The sequence below is a fragment of the Streptomyces sp. CS113 genome, from assembly GCF_002188365.1.
GTDB lineage: Bacteria > Actinomycetota > Actinomycetes > Streptomycetales > Streptomycetaceae > Streptomyces > Streptomyces tendae.
The window spans coordinates 5,951,836-5,966,266 of record NZ_KZ195574.1 but is presented as its reverse complement, the minus strand read 5'-3'; the positions used below and the strand labels follow the sequence as shown (position 1 = coordinate 5,966,266).

Sequence of the window (14,431 nt, the reverse complement as noted above, 5' to 3'; positions counted from 1 at the left end):
CCAGGCCACGGCCTACGGGTTCTCCCAGGCCGCCGGTTCCGCCGCCAGCTCCCGCACCGGGTCCGGCAGCGCGTCCGCCGCGAGGTCCGCGACCGTCACGCCCTCCAGGATCCTGCGCACATTGGCGCGCAGCGCCACCCACAGCGGCAGCAGCGGTCCCGCCGTGCCCGTGTACACCAGCGCCGTCGGCCGCTCCCCGCGCACGGAGACGATCGGGCCGTCCACCGCCCGGATCACGTCCGCCACCGTGATGGCCGACGCCCCGCGCGCCAGCCGGTACCCGCCGCCCCCGCCGCGCCGGCTCTCCACCACGCCGCCGCGCCTGAGGTCCCCGAGGATCCCCTCCAGAAATTTGTGCGGAATGTCCTGTGCGGCGGCCACGTCCTCCGCCCTGACCGGGCAATCGTCCTGCCGGACGGCCAGTTCCACCACCGCCCGCACCGCGTAGTCCGCACGCGCCGAGATCCTCATGCCGACCATTGTGGCGCGCGCTGGGACAATGGCCCGGCACAGGCGTCCCGCACGACTGGCGGGACCAGAGGTACGCGCGCAACAGGAGAGGCTCCCTTGGAGCTCAGCAGGCCCAGCAAGCTCGGCAGACGAGCGTTCAGCGCCCTCGCGGGCACCACCGTCCTCGGTCTCGCGCTGGGCGGCAGCGTGAGCAGCGCGGCGCTGCCCGCCTCCGGCGCTCCGGGCCCCGTGCCCACCGGGCCGCCGCCCGGTCCGCCCGGCGCCGACGGCCGGCGCCACCGGGTCGGCCTGGACCGGTACTCCCTGCTGGTGGACGGCAGGCGGCTGGTCCTGTGGTCCGGCGAGCTGCACCCCTTCCGGCTGCCGAGCCCGTCCCTGTGGCGGGACGTGCTCCAGAAGATGCGGGCGTACGGCCACAACGCGGTCAGCGTGCGCCTCGCCTGGAACCAGCACTCCCCCGCCCCCGGCCGGTACGACTTCACCGGCGTCCGCGACCTCGGCCTGTTCCTGCGCACGGCCGCCGAGTGCGGTCTGTACGTCGTCCTGCACCCCGGCCCCCGCATCGGCGCCGGCGTGGACGCCGGGGGCCTGCCCGGCTGGCTGACGACGGTCGACGGACGGGCCGGGACCACCGATCCCGCCTATCTGCGCCACGCCGACGAGTGGCTGGGCCGGGTCAACGAGATCGCCGCCCGGCACCAGTTCACCCGGGGCACCGGCACCGTGCTGCTCTACCGGGCCGACACCCCCGGGCGCGCCGACCTGGACCACCTGCGCGCGCGGCTCCGCGCCGACGGCATCGAGGTGCCGCTGCTGCACGCCGACTCCCCGCTGGCCTGGGAGGAACCGGAGGGGGCCCGGGACGCCGCCGAGGCCCGGCGGGTCCACTTCGACCGCCTGGCGCACGGGAGCACGCTGCACAACGTCCGCATGGCGTTCGGCGGCACCTCGTGGGGGTGGCTGCCCGCGCCGTCGGCGCCCTCCCCGACGTACGACCCCACCGCGGCGATCGACGAGGCTCGCCGGCCGACGGACAAGCTCGCGCCGCTCCACCAGCTCGGTCAACTCCTGCGCCACGTGCCCGACTTCGCGCGGATGACCGAGGCTTCGGCGGTGCGGGCCGCGGACGCCCGGATCCGGGTGCGGCACCTGGCCAACCCGGACACCGGCGCGCACGCCTACGTCCTGCGCAACGACTCCGCCGCCGACGTCACCTCGACGGTGCCGATGGGCGGGAGCGACGTGGAGGTCACCGTCCCCGCCCGGGACGCCAAGCTGCTCGCCACCGGCCTCCACCTGGGCTCGGGGCGCAGGCTCGCGTACGCCACCGTGCAGCCCATGCTGTCGCTGAGCGTCGGGAAGCTGGACGTCGCCGCGTTCGTCGGGCGCGCGGGCGAGACGGCGCACCTGGTCCTCGACTGTCCCCACGAGCCGTGGCCGACCCGGCTGGACGAGGAGGCCGCCTGGACCTTCGACCACGGCAAGCTGCACGTGATGGTGCCGCTGAAGGAGGACCGCCTGACCCGGCTGCGGGTGCGCAGCGGCGAGACCGACCGCACCCTGCTCCTCCTCTTCGCCGACGACGCCGCCTCGCTGCGGCTGTGGCCGTACGAGACCCCGTCGGGCCGGGTCCTGGTGCGCGGCCCCGAGTTGCTGCGCGAGGCCGCGCTGGACGGTCCCGTGATCCGGCTGACCGGCGACACGGTCGACGAGCGCGAACTGGAGGTGTGGGCACCGCCCGGCATCACCGACGTCACCTGGAACGGCGAGCGGGTGCAGTCGGGCCTCGGCCGCGCCCTGAGCCTGATGACCGTGTGGCCGCTGCCCGGCGTGCCCGACCTGGTCCTGCCCGCGCTCGACGGCTGGCGGCGGCGCACGGAGAACTTCGAGGTCCGGCCCGACTACGGCGACGAGGGCTGGACGGTCGCCGACCGGCGCACGTCGCTCAGCACGACCCCGGTCCCCGACGGGCAGCCGGTGCTCTTCGCCGACGACTACGGCTTCCACTACGGCGACGTCTGGTACCGCGGCCGGCTCACCGGCGCCGCGGGCCTGGAGTCGGTGTCCCTGTCGTACCGCACGGGCGCGCACGGCCTGCTGATGGCCTGGCTGGACGGGGAGCCGCTGGGCAGCCACCGGCCGGGCGGGGCGGACGACGGGCAGGGCACCTGGGCGGCCACGGCGGACTTCCGGCTGCCGCGGGCCCTGCGCGCAGGGGGCAACGAGGACGGTGAACCCGTTCTGTCCGTCCTGGTCCGGCGCACCCAGCACGGGCAGGACGCGTACCGGGCGGCCCGCGGTCTGGCCTCGGCCCGCTTCGAGGGTGCCGCGCCCGACGTCCGCTGGCGGATCATCGGGGCGGCCGCGCCCGACCCGGTGCGCGGCCCGCTCAACCACGGCGGCCTGTACGGGGAGCGCCACGGCTGGCACCTGCCGGGGTACGACGACGGCGCGTGGGAGCCGGGGTCCCCGGCGGCCGCCTCGGCCGCGGACCGGCGCCAGGGCGTGACCTGGTACCGGACCACGTTCCGGCTGGACGTCCCGCCCCGGACCGACGCCTCCATCGGGCTGGTCGTCGGCGGCACCCGGGCCCGCGACGTGCGCGTCCAGGTCTTCCTGAACGGCTGGAACATGGGCGAGTACGTGGGCGGCGGCACGGGCGCCCCGCACACCTTCGTCCTCCCGAACGGCATCCTGCGCACCCGCGCCGCCGCCAACACCCTGGCCCTCGCGGTCCTGACCGACGGCGGTACGGCGCCGGACCCGGGCCCGGTCCGCCTGGACCTGCTGGGCAGCGCGGCCGGAGGCGTCGCGGTGAGGCCCGTCCCCTCCCCCGGCCGGCGCCGCGGCTGAACCGGGCCCGCCACCGAATGCGGCTCAGCGCAGCCGGATCACGTTCCAGGACAGCGGCTCCAGGGCGGCGGTGAGCCTGCCGTCCTCCAGGGCCGTGCCGGTCACCGGGTGCGGGGCGACGCGCTCGGGGTCGGCGAGGGTGTTGCGGGCGTCGGGGTCGGCGTCCGCGAGGGCGCTGTGCTCGACGACCTCCGTCAGGTGCAGGCCGCCGAGGGCGACCTCCAGCGGGAGGGCCTCGGTGCGGGAGCGGTTGACGGCGAAGACGGTGACCGAGCCGTCCTCGGCGCGCACGGCGGTGGCGTGCAGCAGGTCGGCCTCGCCGTACTTCGCGGTGTCGTACGTCGGGGAGTCCACACGGACGTCGAGGACCTCGCCGCGGCCGTACTTCGAGGCCTGGGAGAAGGGGAAGAACGTCGTCTGGCGCCAGGCCGGGCCGCCCGGCTCGGTCATGATCGGGGCGATGACGTTGACGAGCTGGGCGAGGCAGGCCACGGTGACGCGGTCGGCGTGCCGCAGCAGGGCGATCAGGAGCGAGCCGAAGACGACCGCGTCCAGGACGCTGTAGTTGTCCTCGAGGATGCGGGGCGCCTCCGGCCAGTCCAGGACGCTCACCTGGGCCTCGGTCCGGCTCATGTACCAGACGTTCCACTCGTCGAAGGAGAGGTTGATCCTCTTCTTGGACTTGAGGCGGGCGCCGACGTGGTCGCAGGTGGCGACGACGTTCTCGATGAAGGACTCCATGTCCACGGCGGAGGCGAGGAAGGAGTCGACGTCGCCGTCGTGCGGCTCGTAGTAGGCGTGCAGGGAGATGTGGTCGACCAGGTCGTAGGTCTCCTCCAGGACGGTCGCCTCCCAGGTGGCGAAGGTCTCCATCGCCTGGCTCGACGAACCGCAGGCGACGAGTTCGACGTCCGGGTCGATCTGGCGCATGGCGCGGGCGGTCTCGGCGGCGACGCGGCCGTACTCCTCGGCGGTCTTGTGGCCGGTCTGCCAGGGGCCGTCCATCTCGTTGCCGAGGCACCACAGCCGGATGCCGAAGGGGTCCTTGTCGCCGTGCTCGGCGCGCAGGTCGGACAGGGCCGTGCCGGCGGGGTGGTTGGCGTACTCCTGGAGTTCCAGGGCCTCCGCCACGCCCCGCGTGCCGAGGTTGACGGCCATCATGGGTTCGGCCTGGGGGCCGATCTTCTTCAGGAAGGCGATGTACTCCGAGAGGCCGAAGCGGTTGGTCTCGGTGGAGCGCCAGGCGAGGTCGAGGCGGCGCGGGCGGTCCTCCACCGGGCCGACCGAGTCCTCCCACTTGTAGCCGGAGACGAAGTTGCCGCCGGGGTAGCGGACGGCGGTGACGCCGAGTTCCCGGACCAGCTCCAGCACGTCCTGGCGCAGGCCGTCGGCGTCCGCGGCGGGGTGGCCGGGTTCGAAGACGCCGGTGTACACGCAGCGTCCGAGGTGTTCGACGAAGGAGCCGAAGAGGCGGGGGTTGACGGCGCCGACGGTGAAGGCGGGGTCGAGGGTGAAGCGGGCGGTACGCATCTTTTCCTTTCGGGACTTCGGGACCTTGGAACTTCGGGACTGAGTGGGGCGCTACTGGCCGGCGAGACCCGTGTGCGCCACGCCCGCCACGATCTGGCGCTGGAAGAAGACGAAGACGACGATCAGCGGCAGGCCGGCCATCAGGCCGCCGGCCATGAGCTGGGCCCACTGGATGCCGTAGGAGTTCATGACGGTCGCGATGCCGTTGGGCATGGTCATCAGGTCGGGGTTGTTGGTGACCATGTAGGGCCACAGGAAGTTGTTCCAGGAGCTGATGAAGGTGAAGATGCCGACCGCCGCGAGCGACGGGCGGGACAGCGGCACGATGATCGTGAAGAAGACCCGCCAGCGGCCCGCGCCGTCGATGAACGCGGCCTCCTCCAGCTCGCGCGGGATGCCCTGGAAGAACTTGTAGAGGATGTAGACCATCGCGGCGGGCGCGCACTGCGGCAGGATCATGCCCCAGTAGGTGTCGACCATCCCCATCTGCTGGACGGTGGTGAACAGCGGGACGCCGAGCACGGCCGGGGAGACCATGAGGCCCGTCATCACCACGCCCATCAGGACGCCCTTGCCGCGGAACTCGGTGCGGGCGAAGCCGTATCCGGCGAGCGCGGCGACCAGCAGCACGATCGCCGTCACGCACACCGACACGACCAGCGAGTTGACGAACCAGTTGGTGATGTTGCCGGTCTCGAAGAGGGCCTTCCAGGCCTGGCCGGTCCAGTCGTGCGGCAGCCAGTGCGTGGGCACCTCGACCGCCTCGGTCTCCGACTTGAGCGAGGTGAACAGGGCCCAGACGAGCGGGGCGAGGAACACCGCGGCGACGGCGGTGCCGAGGAGCGTGAGCACGATCTGGCCGGGGGTCCAGCTCCGGCGGGGGCGGGTGCGGATCCGCGGTGCGGCGGTGGTCATCGGCCGCCCTCCTCACGGTTGCGCAGCAGCCACATCCGGGCGAGGGCGACGGCCGCGATGAGCACGAAGAAGATGATGGAGATCGCGGAGGCGTAGCCCACGCGGTAGCTGGTGAAGCCCTGTTCGAGCGTGTACTGCACGAAGGTGCGGGTCGAGTCCTCCGGGCCGGGCCCGAAGTCCTGCATGACGACGGCCTGGTCGAAGACCTGGAGGGAGGCGAGGATCTGGAGGGCGACGACGAGACCGGTGATGTGGCGCAGCATCGGCAGGGTGATGCGGACCGTGCGGTGCCAGGCGTTCGCGCCGTCCAGCTTGGCGGCCTCGTAGAGGTGGGCGGGGATGCCCTGGAGCGCGGCGAGGTAGAGCAGGAAGCTGAAGCCGACGGTCCACCACAGGGTGGTGATGACGACCGCGAGCATGGCGTACGACTTGTCGGTCAGCCACGGTGTTTCGAGGCCGAAGACGTGGTTGACCATGCCGGTGCCGGGGTTGAACAGCCACTGCCACAGGTTGGCGGCGACGGTGGACGGCAGCAGGAACGGCAGGAAGAAGCAGAGCCGCCACAGCCACTTGCCGCGCTCGATGTGGTGGGCCAGCATCGCGAGCAGGAAGGCGAGGACGGTGATGCAGGGCACGACGAGCAGCGTGAAGTACGCGCTGTGCCCGAGCGCGTCCCACATCAGGGGGTCCTTCAGGGCCTCGCGGTAATTGTCGAGGCCGACGAAGCGCGCGCTGTCGCCGGAGATGTTGGCGTCGGTGAAGCTGAGGTAGAGGCCGCGCAGCAGGGGCCAGACCACGAAGAGGGCGAAGAGCGCGAGGAACGGGGCGACGAACCAGCCGCCGTGCTGGAAGCCCTGCCCGCGGCGGATGCCCACGCCCGCGGCCGCGGTCTTCGCCCGCGCCGGGCGGATGATCGTTTCAGCGCTGGTGGCGGTCATGCGCCGGCCCTTCCCTGTGCGGCGGTACGGCCGTCCATGGGGTTCTTCCTGGCGAGCAGTTCGGTGAGCGTGCCCTTCATCCGGCGGGCGGCGGCCTCGGGCTTCGCGGAGCCCGTCGTCGAGGAGACGACCACCGGGCCGACCCGCTGGGCGAGGATGCCGGTGGAGCCGGCGAACCACACCTTGGGCTCGGTGGCCTGGTGGTCCATGGCCGAGACGTACTCGTTCTGCGGCTTCAGCTTCCGGTACGCGGCCGTGGACAGCGTCGGCGTGTAGGCGGGGATGTGGCCGCCGGCCGCCCACTGCCGGGCGTGCTGGACGACGTAGGCGGCGAGCCGGTGCGCGCCCTCGTTGGCGGCGCCGCCGCGGCCGGCCTGGTGCGGCAGGACGAAGGAGTGGGACTCGGCGTGGGTGGCCCGCCTGCCGAAGACGGGCGGCAGCGGGGTGGCGCCGTAGTCGAGCTTCGCGGTGTCGAAGACCGGCACGGACCAGTTGCCCTCCCAGGCGAAGGGGGAGCCGTTGACGAACTGCTCGGCGCCCGCGGTGCCGCCGAAGGAGGGGTTGGCGTAGCCGTCGGCGACGTGCTTGCGCAGGAACTCCAGGACCTGGACGGCCTTGTCGGTGTCGAAGGTGACCTCGGTCTTCGCGTCGTTGAACCAGGTGCCGCCGAGCTGGGTGTAGAAGGCGACGAAGAACCACCACTGGAAGTTCTGGTCGTTGTGCCACAGGCCGATGGTCTGCAACCCCTTCGCGGTGGCCTTCCTGGCCTCCTTGAGCACGTCGAACCACTCGTCGGCGGAGGTGACGGGGACCATCCGGCCGTCGTCGCCGAGCAGGCCCGCCTTCTTCAGTACGTCCTTGCGGTAGAAGCAGAGCTGGACGTGGATGTCGAGCGGCAGCGCGTAGAGCTTGCCGTCGACGACGGCGCGCTTCCACAGCTCCGGGTTGAAGTCCTGCTCGCGCACGCCGTACTCGGCGAGCAGCGCGGGGTCCCACGGGTCGAGGAGGCGGCCGGGCGAGAAGCCGGTGACCCGGCCGAGGTGCATGACGCCGAGGTCGGGTGCGCGGTTGCCGGCGGCGGCCATGGCGAGCTTGGTGTAGAAGGGGCTGCCCCACTGGAGGGTGGAGTCCTTCACGTCGATGCCGGGGTGGTCCTTACGGAAGGAGTCCAGCATCGCGATCATGTTGTAGCCGTCGCCGCCGCTGAAGAGGTTCCAGTAGCTCACCCGGGTGTCCGCGCCGGAGGCGAGCGCGTCGGCGCCGGTGCCGAGCGCCGCGAAGCCGAAGCTGCCCGCGACCGTCAGACCGCCGGCCGCGGCCAGAAAGTGCCTGCGATTCAGGCCAGGTCGTCCCATACCTTGCCCCATTCGTGTTCGATATCTCGAATGTCGCTCGTAACTTCGAACGGGAAACGTAGGTGGGAAGCGCTTGCGCGTCAATGGTTCGGGCAAGATCTCGGACGGGACTTTCCCGAAGGGCGCGGAGACGGCCTCCAACCTGCCGTGGAACTGGCCCCCGGGGCATGCGTCTTGGCATATTGCAGGGGTGACCGGAGGACGGCCTGGGGGACGAGGAGACAGCGGTGCGGACCAGGAAGGAGATGCGTCGTCTCGCTGACGCCCTCATCGACCCCATCCAGGTGGCCGTACCGGCCGACCCCGAGGTGCTGTTCGAGGCGCTCGTCGCCTCCGTCAGCGCGTGGCGGGGACGGGAGGTGCTCGTGCACCGGGCGGCCTTCCCGCCGCACACCGCGAGCGGGCTGTGGCTCGAGCGCGAGAGCCACGACGACGTGGTGGTGGACGAACGCGCGGCCGTCTGGCACCAGATCGTGATCCTGTGCCACGAGGTGTGGCACATGAACCGCCGCCGGGCCGAGGGCACGGCGGAGGCGGACGGCGGGACGGGCGACCGGTCCCGGCCGGTGGCGGCGCGCACCGACTTCTCCCTGGCCGAGGAGCAGGAGGCGGACCGCTTCGGCATGCTGATGGGCAGTCGGCTGCGCACCTGGCTGAACGCCTCGACCGACTCGGTGTTCGCGGCCGAGAGCGGCGGCCCGGCCAGCCCGCAGAGCCTCGCCGGCCGCATCGGCGCAGCGCTCAACTACCGCGGGACGGCCCGATGAACAGCCTGATCAACTACGTGAGCTGCGGGGCCCTCTGGCTCGGCCTCGCGGTGAAGGCGCCCGACCTGCTGCGGCACCGGCGCGACCCGTACCTGAGAGCCATCTGCGCGGTGCTGGGACTGGCCGGGCTCTGCTTCCTGCTCGGGGCGCCGCCGACGGTCGGAGCGGTCAACCGGCTCAGCGGCGTGCCCAATCTCGCGGCGCCGCTCACCTACGCGGCGATCACCGGGTACTGCGCCGCCTCGCAGGTCCTGGTCGTCCACTGGCGCGGCGGGCCCCGGGTGCGGCGCACCGCACGCCGGTGGACGCTCGCCTACGCCGCCGTGGTCCTCGGCATCGCGGTGACCTTCGCGCTCGGCGACGCGCCCGTGGAGCGCCGCGTCGATCTGGACACCTACTACGCGACGACCCCGTTCATCGGCCAGATGATCCTGCTGTACCTGCTGGCGCACCTGACCGCGGTGTCCGTCACCACGGTGTCCGCGCTGCGCTGGGCCCGGCAGGTGCGCGGCGCGCTGCGGGCGGGGCTGACGCTGCTCGGGGCGGGTGCGCTGTGCGGCGCCGGTTACAGCCTGGCCAAGCTCGTCGCGGTGACCGCCCGCTGGTCCGGGCACGACTGGTCGGCGCTCGACACCGCCGTCTCCCCGGTCGCCGCCGGTCTCGGGGCCCTGCTGATCGTCGTCGGCGTGCTGGTGCCGCTGGTGGCGCCGCGGGTGTCGGAGTGGCGTCGGGCGGCACGCGCGTACGCCCGGCTCGGGCCGCTGGAGCGGGCCCTGGACGACCTGCTCGTCCGCCGGGCGCTGCGGCTGCCGCGCCCGCGGTTCGCCTCCCCCGCCACCCTCCTGATGTGGCGCCGGACGAGTATCCACAACGCACTCGGTCACCTGGACGCGTACGGCGACCGGGACCTGTACGACCGGACCCGCGCCGACGCCCTGGCGGCCACGGGGGATCCCGGACTGGCCGGGGCGCGGGCCTGGGCCGCGGTGATCCTCGACGCGCTGCGGCAGGAGGCCGCTGCCGGGACGGTGCCGCCACCGGTCCCCGGGTCCGGACCCCCGCCCGCCCCGTCCCCGGACCCCGCGACCCTCGCGAGGATCGCGGACGTGCTCGCCGGGGCCGAGCGGGCACCGGCCGCGTGCGCCGTGCCGCGCCGCAGGACCACGGCGGGCACGGCGTGACGGGCGACGGGTCCGCGGGCGGTCGCGGCGGCGGCCGGCCCGGCCGCGGCGCAGGAGCCCCGCACGTGAGGAGTGGTCGGACGTGAGTCTCGTCGTCTACCTGGCGGCCCTGGTGTTCGGCATGACCTCCGTCCTGCTGTTCCGCCGTCCGCGCACCGCCGTGAGCAATCCGCTGACCCTGTCCACGTGCGTGGCGATCGTCCTCGGTGCCCTGGTCTTCGTGTGCGCGGCCCCGGCCACCCTCGGCACCGTCAACGACCTCACCGGTGTCCCCAACTTCGGCGCCCCGCTGACCTACGGCATGCTCTCCGCGTACAGCTGCGCCGTGCTGGTGCTGCTGATCAACTGGCGGGGCGGCCCCCGGCCGGTGGTGCGGCGCGCGGTGCTGCGCAGCATCGCCGCCTACGGTCTGCTGGTGGTCGCCATCGTCGTGCTGTTCCTGCTCGCCGACGCGGACACCGAGCGGCTGACCGACCTCGACACGTACTACGCGGGCACCCCGTTCATGCGGGAGATGATCCTCCTCTACCTGCTCGGGCACAGCGCGGCGATGCTGGTGATGTGCGCCGTCTGCGTCAAGTGGAGCCGCGAGGTGGACGGTCTGCTGCGGGTGGGGCTGCGGCTCATCGTGCTCGGCGGGCTGCTGGACCTGATGGGGTTCCAGCTCACCAAGTACACGGCCGTGGCGGCGCGGTGGGCCGGTCACGACCTCGACTTCCTGTCCACCACGGTGGCACCGCCGATGGCGTCGCTGGCGGCGCTGGTGTGTTCCGTGGGGTTCGCCCTGCCCAGGCTGCTGCCGTCCGTGCTCGCCCACTGGCGGGGGCTGGACGACTACCGGCGGCTGGGCCCGCTGTGGTCGCTGGTGAAGTCGGCGTCCACGGCTCCCGGGCAGCCGTCCGCGTGGTGGCAGCTCCCCCGGGCCCGGCTCCAGTGGCGTGAGGTCTCCATCCACGACGCCCTGCTCACCCTGGCGCCGTACTTCGACCACCGGGTCCGCGAGCGGGCCCGGGAGGCCGCCCTGCGGGCGGGCCGCTCCGCCCACGAGGCCCGGCTGGCGGCGGAGGCGGCGATGCTCGCGGACGCCGCGCGCCGGGCCGCCGCCCACGAGGAACCGCCCGAGGCCACCGGTTCCTACCGGCTGCACGCCACCGAGGTGCCCGGCCCGAGCGGGCTGGTGGAACTGTCCCAGGCGCTGGAGCGCCCGCCCGGCCGTGCCGCCGCCCCCGGCGGCACGAACCCGTCGTCCCTGACCGGAACCCTGAACGAACCCGAGGAGCCCCATGTCGCGTAGAGCTGTCGTCGTCGGTGCCGGACTCGCCGGGATGCTGGCCGCGGCCGTCCTGGCCGACGCGGGCGTGGCGGAGGTCGTCGTGCTGGACCGCGACGAGCTGCCCGACGGTCCCCGTCAGCGCCGCGGGCTGCCCCAGGGGCGCCACGCCCACCTGCTCATGACGGGCGGGCTGAGGGCGATGGAGGAGATCGTGCCCGGTGTGGGCAAGCGGCTGCTCGCCGCCGGGGCCCACGAGATATCCCTCAGCTCGGGCGTGCTGGCCCGCGCCCCCGAGGGCTGGCTGCGCCGGTGGCGGCGCGAGGGGCCCGTCATGCTCACCTGCACCCGGGCCCTGGTGGACTGGACGGTACGGGCCGCGGTGCTCGAACACCCGCGGGTCGAGGTGCGCCGGGCGGCCGCGGTCGGCCTGACCGGGTCCGCGGGGCGAGTGCGGGGCGTGCGGGTCTCGGGGCCCGACGGGGAGGCGGACCTGGAGGCGGACCTGGTCGTCGACGCGAGCGGACGCGGTACGCGGATCGTCACCTGGCTGGCGGGGCTCGGGCTGTCCGGCGTCCGGACCCGGACCGTGGACTCGGGGCTGGTCAACGCTTCGCGCGTGTACCGGGTACCGGCCGGGGCGGAGCGGTTCCCGCTGACGATCGTGCAGGCCGACCCGTACGTGTCCCGGCCGGGCCGGAGCGCCATGGTCATGCCGGTCGAGGGGGACCGCTGGCTGGTCAGCTGCGGCGGCACGCGCGGGGGCGAGCCGCCGGCCGACGCCGAGGGCTTCCTGCGGTACACGCTCGACCTGCCGGACCCGATCGTCGGCCGGCTGATCTCCGGCGCCGAACCGCTCACCGACGTGCACGTGAGCCGGTCCACCAGCAACGTGCGGCACTACCTGGACAAGGCACCGCACTGGCCGGAGGGCCTGGTGGTCCTCGGCGACGCGCTCGGCACCTTCAACCCGGCCTACGGGCAGGGCATGTCGGTGGCCGCCTTCGGCGCCCGCGTCCTGGGCCGGGAGCTGGCGCGGGCCGACGGTCCCGACGCGCCCGGCCTGGCCCGACGGGTGCTGCGGGGCGCGGCGCGTCCGGTGGACGCGGCCTGGGCGATGGCCGTCGGGCAGGACGTCCTCTACCCGGCCACGCGCGGCGGGCGGCCGGGGATCGCCGACCGTGCGGTGACGGCGTACACGCGGCGCATGACCAGGGCGGCAGCCGGTTCCTTCGCGGCGGCCTCGGCGATCTGGGACGTCACCAGCATGCGCACCCCGCCGACCCGGATGTTCCACCCCGCCGCGGCCCTGGCCGCCCTCACCGGCTCTCCGCTGCCCGCACTGACGGGCCCCCCGCTGACCCCCGCCGAGCGCGAGGTGCTCGACGGCCTCGACCGCACGGGGGCGTGAGCGGGCCGGCCGGGGCCCTCACCCCGCGAAGGCCGGCTGCGCCACCCCGCGCCCCGCCCCCGGCACCACCAGCAGCGAGCCCGCCAGGGGGTGCGGGGCCGGCAGGCCGACGCGGGCCGTGGTGACGTACAGGTCGGTGAGGTCCGGGCCACCGAAGGCGCAGGCCGTGACGCGGGGGACGGGGAGGGTGATCACCCGGTCCAGGTCGCCGGAGGGGGTGTAGCGGCGTACCGCGCCGCCGTCCCACAGGGCGGTCCACACGCAGCCGTCGGCGTCGACGCACAGACCGTCGGGGAAGCCCGCGCCCTCCTCGATCACGGCCAGCGGACGGCGGCCGGTGACCCGGCCGTCCGCGGTGACGTCGAAGACGTCGATACGGCGGGTCGGGGTGTCGGCGTAGTACATCAGCGTGCCGTCGGGGCTCCAGCCGGTGCCGTTGCTCACCGTCACGTCGTCGAGCACGGTCTCGGCGGTGCCGTCGCCGGCGAACCGGGTCAGCGTGCCGCCGCCCGGTGCCTCGTCGTAGCGCATGGTGCCCGCCCACAGGCTGCCGTCGGGGGCGACGGCGGCGTCGTTGCCGCGGCGGCCGGGGACGGGCTCCCGGTGCAGCCAGCGGAAGGTGTCGTCGGGGTCGACCAGGCCGATCCCGTCCCGCAGGTTGAGGACCAGGCCGCCGCCCGCGCGGGGCTTGACGGCGCCCACGTGCTGGTCGGTGTGGCGCAGCGTGCGCCGTCCGGTGGCCGGGTCGTAGGTGTGCACGCGGGAGTTCAGGATGTCGAGCCACAGGAGGCGGCCCGTCGCCGGGTCCCAGGTGGGGCCCTCGCCAAGGGTCGCCTCCGCGTGGACGGCCACTTCGAAGGCCGTGCCGGTCGCCGTCATGCCGCACTCCTGTGGCCGAGCCGCTCGGAGAGGTCGGCGGCGCCCTTGACGGCCAGCTGCTCCAGTTCGGCGCGGCGTTCCTCGCTCCAGCGGATCATAGGCACCGAGATCGACAGCGCGGCGACGACGCGGCCGGTGCGGTCGCGGACCGGGGCGGCGACACAGGAGACGTCCGGGTTGGACTCGCGGCTCTCCACGGCGGTGCCGCGCTCGCGGATCGCGGCCAGGGCCTCGCGCAGGGCGGCCGGGTCGGTGATGCTGTTCGGGGTCATCGCGGTCAGCTCGGCGCCGTCCGGGAAGCGCGCGGCGACCTCCGGCTCGGGCAGCGAGGCCAGCAGCATCTTGCCGACGGACGTGCAGTGCGCGGGCAGCCGCCGTCCGGCCGCGGAGACCATGCGCACCGCGTGCGTGGAGTCGACCTTGGCGATGTAGATGACGTCGGTGTCCTCCAGGATCGCCACGTGCACCGTCTCGTCGCAGGTCTCGGCGACGGTCCGGGCGACCTGCTGGCCCTCGGCGGCGAGGTCGAGGTGCTCGGCGTAGCGGGCGCCGAGCTGGTACGGCCGCACACCGAGCCGGTACCGTCCGGACTGCCCGGGGACGGGGACGATGTACTTGCGGGCGGCGAGCGTGGTGACCAGCTCGTGCACGGTGGTGCGCGGCAGCTGGAGCCTGCGCACGATGTCGGGGGCGGAGAGCGTGCCGTCCCCGTCGAGGAAGAGCTCCAGTATGTCGAGAGCCCGGGTCACGGCCGGCACGAGGCGTCCCATGTCCAGCCCCCTCCCTGAGTGTGTTCGAGATTTCAACAGGCGGTCGGAATAGCGAACACAGGCTACTCATATCGCGTTTGCCTGGGCAATG

At 73.6% G+C, this 14,431-nt stretch carries 12 protein-coding genes; 5 read left to right on the top strand and 7 right to left on the bottom strand.

The genetic code is table 11. The annotated features are described in order from the left end of the window. Positions 1 to 12: 12 nt before the first annotated feature. Entirely contained in the window at positions 13 to 471 is a 459-nt protein-coding gene (locus B9W62_RS26645; protein WP_087812120.1) for an RrF2 family transcriptional regulator, read from the bottom strand. Between the two features lie 96 nt (positions 472 to 567). Here B9W62_RS26645 and B9W62_RS26640 point away from each other — a divergent pair, with 96 nt between their 5' ends. After that, on the top strand, positions 568 to 3,324 hold the full coding sequence (locus B9W62_RS26640; RefSeq protein ID WP_087809527.1) for a beta-galactosidase: 2,757 nt from the start codon (positions 568 to 570) through the stop codon (positions 3,322 to 3,324). Positions 3,325 to 3,348: 24 nt separating this feature from the next. On the opposite strand, the gene B9W62_RS26635 is transcribed toward B9W62_RS26640, so the two are convergent. Genes B9W62_RS26635 through B9W62_RS26620 form a run of 4 tightly spaced genes read right to left on the bottom strand, consistent with a single transcriptional unit; the run spans position 3,349 to position 8,062 of the window. Beyond that, complete coding sequence (locus B9W62_RS26635) at positions 3,349 to 4,854, bottom strand: arabinosylfuranosidase ArfA (RefSeq protein WP_087809526.1); 1,506 nt, start codon at positions 4,852 to 4,854, stop codon at positions 3,349 to 3,351. A 51-nt stretch (positions 4,855 to 4,905) separates the two neighbouring features. Continuing rightward, a complete protein-coding gene (locus B9W62_RS26630; protein WP_087809525.1) occupies positions 4,906 to 5,769 on the bottom strand; it encodes a carbohydrate ABC transporter permease in 864 nt (287 codons plus the stop codon). Next, entirely contained in the window at positions 5,766 to 6,707 is a 942-nt protein-coding gene (locus B9W62_RS26625; protein ID WP_087809524.1) for a carbohydrate ABC transporter permease, read from the bottom strand. Before B9W62_RS26625 ends, B9W62_RS26630 begins: the two co-directional genes overlap by 4 nt. Then, complete coding sequence (locus B9W62_RS26620) at positions 6,704 to 8,062, bottom strand: extracellular solute-binding protein (RefSeq protein WP_087809523.1); 1,359 nt, start codon at positions 8,060 to 8,062, stop codon at positions 6,704 to 6,706. Before B9W62_RS26620 ends, B9W62_RS26625 begins: the two co-directional genes overlap by 4 nt. 245 nt (positions 8,063 to 8,307) lie before the next feature. On the opposite strand from B9W62_RS26620, the gene B9W62_RS26615 reads away from it, so the two are divergent. From B9W62_RS26615 to B9W62_RS26600, 4 genes are all read left to right on the top strand, one after another. Further along, positions 8,308 to 8,829 (top strand): toxin, encoded by a 522-nt coding sequence (locus B9W62_RS26615; protein ID WP_256976590.1) that lies wholly within the window; start codon positions 8,308 to 8,310, stop codon positions 8,827 to 8,829. Continuing rightward, positions 8,826 to 10,010 (top strand): MAB_1171c family putative transporter, encoded by a 1,185-nt coding sequence (locus B9W62_RS26610; RefSeq protein WP_087809521.1) that lies wholly within the window; start codon positions 8,826 to 8,828, stop codon positions 10,008 to 10,010. Before B9W62_RS26615 ends, B9W62_RS26610 begins: the two co-directional genes overlap by 4 nt. A gap of 82 nt (positions 10,011 to 10,092) precedes the next feature. Beyond that, on the top strand, positions 10,093 to 11,304 hold the full coding sequence (locus tag B9W62_RS26605) for an MAB_1171c family putative transporter (RefSeq protein WP_087809520.1): 1,212 nt from the start codon (positions 10,093 to 10,095) through the stop codon (positions 11,302 to 11,304). Next, positions 11,294 to 12,691 (top strand): FAD-dependent monooxygenase, encoded by a 1,398-nt coding sequence (locus B9W62_RS26600; protein ID WP_087809519.1) that lies wholly within the window; start codon positions 11,294 to 11,296, stop codon positions 12,689 to 12,691. Before B9W62_RS26605 ends, B9W62_RS26600 begins: the two co-directional genes overlap by 11 nt. An 18-nt stretch (positions 12,692 to 12,709) precedes the next feature. Here the strand turns inward: B9W62_RS26600 and B9W62_RS26595 are convergent, their stop codons facing one another. Beyond that, positions 12,710 to 13,570 (bottom strand): SMP-30/gluconolactonase/LRE family protein, encoded by an 861-nt coding sequence (locus B9W62_RS26595; protein WP_087809518.1) that lies wholly within the window; start codon positions 13,568 to 13,570, stop codon positions 12,710 to 12,712. Further along, a complete protein-coding gene (locus tag B9W62_RS26590) occupies positions 13,567 to 14,340 on the bottom strand; it encodes an IclR family transcriptional regulator (protein WP_052842408.1) in 774 nt (257 codons plus the stop codon). Before B9W62_RS26590 ends, B9W62_RS26595 begins: the two co-directional genes overlap by 4 nt. Positions 14,341 to 14,431: the final 91 nt, after the last annotated feature.